This is a genomic window from Neisseria mucosa, from assembly GCF_003044445.1.
Taxonomy (GTDB): Bacteria; Pseudomonadota; Gammaproteobacteria; order Burkholderiales; family Neisseriaceae; genus Neisseria; species Neisseria mucosa_A.
On the sequence record NZ_POWX01000038.1, the window covers coordinates 1 to 3,249 of the forward strand.

At 47.0% G+C, this 3,249-nt stretch carries 3 protein-coding genes and 1 pseudogene; 2 read left to right on the forward strand and 2 right to left on the reverse strand.

The features are described 5' to 3' along the window. A pseudogene (locus DBY90_RS12375) lies at positions 1-141 on the forward strand (helix-hairpin-helix domain-containing protein); the annotation flags it as partial. A 174-nt stretch (positions 142-315) separates the two neighbouring features. Beyond that, positions 316-780 (forward strand): type IV pilin protein, encoded by a 465-nt coding sequence (locus DBY90_RS12380; protein ID WP_003743777.1) that lies wholly within the window; start codon positions 316-318, stop codon positions 778-780. Between the two features lie 141 nt (positions 781-921). On the opposite strand, the gene DBY90_RS12385 is transcribed toward DBY90_RS12380, so the two are convergent. Both DBY90_RS12385 and DBY90_RS12390 read right to left on the reverse strand, forming a co-directional pair. After that, positions 922-2,235: an NCS2 family permease gene (locus DBY90_RS12385; RefSeq protein WP_070492491.1), complete on the reverse strand. Its 1,314-nt coding sequence runs from the start codon at positions 2,233-2,235 to the stop codon at positions 922-924. A 233-nt stretch (positions 2,236-2,468) separates the two neighbouring features. Beyond that, the coding region (locus DBY90_RS12390; RefSeq protein WP_199904722.1) for a YadA C-terminal domain-containing protein at positions 2,469-3,249 on the reverse strand (781 nt) is incomplete at its 5' end.

Genomic DNA, 3,249 nt, shown 5'->3' on the forward strand with positions numbered 1-3,249 from the left:
CAGCATGGTGCCTTCAAATCGGTGGAAGAGCTCAAAAACGTTAAAGGCATCGGCGAGGGTATCTTCTCCAAACTGAAGGCCGAAGCAACCGTCGCGCCCGCACCTGCAAACACAAAAGCTAAAAACGTTGTTCAAAAGTAAATTAACTGGGAGCATTAAGAGAAGGAATTTGAGATGTAGGCTGGTATTCTGCCTGGAAGAAAATATGGGAGACCTTAGTCAGTCTGAAAGTAAGTGTTGTAACCCCAAAAGGTTTCTTATACAAAAGGATATATATTGAAATTGGGTGATGAAATTATCAATAGGTAATAAATTATGAATAAAGAAAATTGTAAAGGGTATTCTCTTACTCAATTAATCTTTGTAATTGCAATAATTGGGATCTTAACTGCAATAGCTTATCCAAGTTATCAAAAATATCTTAGAGACTCAGAAATGCGTCAGGCTCTGGCAGCGCTTGTTGAGAGTGCTCAGTTTATGGAACGATTTTATCAGCAGAATGGTAGTTTCAAGAAAACTTCTACAGCGTGGCCTGATTTGCCTAACTCACGGAGTTTAGAAAACTTTTGTATTTATCCTCATGGGCTTGCTAGAGGCGCGTTAGATGGGAAATTTACTTTAAAGGCAGTTGCATTGGATAAAAATAAAGAACCTAGGGTAATAAAGATTAATGAATCTCTAACGACTTTTATTTGTGAGAGTACTGCTAGTTCTTGTGATGATGTTACGAAAAACTATTTTTCTGGTGCAGATAAAAACTGTTCCGTATATCGGCTTTAAGAGGGTTTGTGCAGTTATTACTGAATGGTTTGTACATCTATTTAAACTAATATTAATTAAGTAGAGCCTGAGCCACTAATTATTATATATAAAAGGTCGTCTGAAAACTTGTTTTCAGACGACCTTTCTGCAAATGGAGCATTAGCCTCCTAAATACCAGAATTTCAACGCCCACAATACAGCAACTATCCACACCATAGGCGGCACGTCTTTGACGCGGTTGCACAAGAGTTTGATTACGGCGTAGCTGATGAAACCAAATGCGATGCCGTCGGCAATCGAGTAGGTGAACGGCATGAACACGATGGTCAGGAAGGCGGGGGCGGCTTCGGTCATGTCGTCCCAGTCGATTTCACGCGCGCTGCGCAGCATTTGCGCACCAACGTAGAGCAGCGCAGGCGCTGTGGCAAAACCGGGGATGCTTTGCACCAGCGGTGAGAAAATCAGACACGCCAGCATCAATACGCCGACGGTTACGGCAGTCAGACCGGTGCGACCGCCTGCGGCAACGCCTGCCGCGCTTTCGACATAAGGCGTGGTTGAAGACGTACCCAAGGCGGCGCCGGCGACGATGGCGGTCGAGTCGGCGAACAGGGCGCGCTTCAGACGAGGCAGTTTGCCGTCTTCCAGCAGGCCTGCGCGGTGGGAAACGCCGACCAACGTGCCGGTGGAGTCAAACAAATCGACCAGGAAGAAGACGAAAATCACGCTGACCATGCTGAGGGTAAATAGGCCGTTGAAATCCATCTGCATGAAAGTTGGCGCGATGCTCGGAATTTCGCCGATTACGCCTTTAAACTCGCTCAAGCCCAGCAGGGTGGAAATGGCAGTAATCGTCAGAATGGTCAGGATAATCGCCCCTTTGACGCGGAAATGCCCCAAAGCCACCACCATGGCGAAGCCCGCCAATACCAAGAGTGCGGCAGGTTGGTGGATATCGCCTAGTTTCACCAAAGTTGCGTCGCTGGCAACGATAATGCCGGAACCTTTTAGCGCAATCAGCGACAGAAACAGCCCGATACCGGCGGCAATCGACATTTTCAAACCCATAGGCAGCGCGTTCACCAGCATTTCGCGCACCTTGAAAAAGCTGAATAAAATAAAAATGATGCCGGAAACGAATACCGCGCCCAAAGCCACCTGCCAGGGCACGCCCATGCCTTTGACGACGGCGAAAGTAAAGTAGGCGTTCAAACCCATGCCCGGCGCGAGCGCAATCGGATAGTTGCCGACGAAGCCCATCACGAAGCAGCCGATGGCGGAAGCGATGCAAGTGGCGACGAATACCGCGCCCATGTCCATGCCCGTTTCGCCGAGAATCAGCGGATTGACGATGATGATGTAACACATGGCGAGGAAGGTGGTCAGACCTGCCATCAGCTCCGTGCGCACATTTGTGCCGTTTGCGCGTAAATTGAATATACGCTCCAGCACATTTTGATTTGAAGTAGTCATGATTTATGCTTTTCAAAAAAAAGGAAATTTGCGGGCGGTATTATACTGAAAACGCTTTGTTATCGGGTGAAAAATTGTCAACATTTCGGTTGAAATGGTTTGAGAAAAGGTCGTCTGAAAATCAGAGTTGGGTTTTCAGACGACCTTTGGGCATTTTTTCTTTCAAAGATTAAATGCATAAAAAACCCGCAGCCGAAGCTGCGGGTCAATTTAGGTCAGTTCTACGAAGAATATTACCATTCGTAGTTCAAACCTACGTTGTAAGATGCAGAGCCGCCTGAAGAGGTACCCACTGCAAGACCGGCTTTAGCTGCAAAGTTTTCATTGAAGCGGTAGCCTGCACCCACTGCAACTGCGGTGTCAGATTTAAAACCACCCAAAGCAGCGGTAACGTTAAACTTACCAACGCTGTAAGGTTGGAACAGACCGCTGAGGGCTGCTTGTGCAGCCAGACCTTGGCGGGTCTCTTTGCGCAGATTAGCTACGTTTTTGTCCAAGCTGTCGATGCGTGCTGAGTTTTTAGCAATACCTGCAGCGTGTTGACCATTTGCAGTTTGCAATGCAGCAATATCGGTTTTGTTAGTATCGATTTGCTTAGTATTGGCTGCAATTTGTACCGCATTGGTATCGGCACTTTCTTGAGCTTTGGCAGCAGCGGTTTGTGCAGCTTTGGCGTGGCTGTCAGCAGTTTCGGCAGATTTTTGGGCAACTTCAACAGCACCTTTTGCCGCTTGAGCTGATTTTTGAGCTTCAACAGCTATTGTTCTTACGCTTTCTACAGCAGTCTTATCAGCTTTGGTCTCAATTGCTGCTTTGTTGGCATCGATATCTGTGCGGTGAGCCTTCAAAGCATCAGCTGCAGCCAAATCTGCTTTTTTCAAAGTAATGATGTCTTTATCCAAGCTGGCGATCGCATTGTTGAAGCCTTCGTTAGCTTCTTTTTGCTCTTCAAGTTTGGCAGTATTTTCAGCGATTGCCGCTTTGTTGGCATCAATGTCTTGACGGTTAGCTTCT

What these genes read in the sequence shown, in the direction of transcription:
- DBY90_RS12380 (WP_003743777.1), top strand. Translation starts at nt 316, where the DNA reads ATGAATAAAGAAAATTGTAAAGGGTATTCTCTTACTCAATTAATCTTT.
- DBY90_RS12385 (WP_070492491.1), bottom strand. Translation starts at nt 2,235, where the DNA reads ATGACTACTTCAAATCAAAATGTGCTGGAGCGTATATTCAATTTACGC.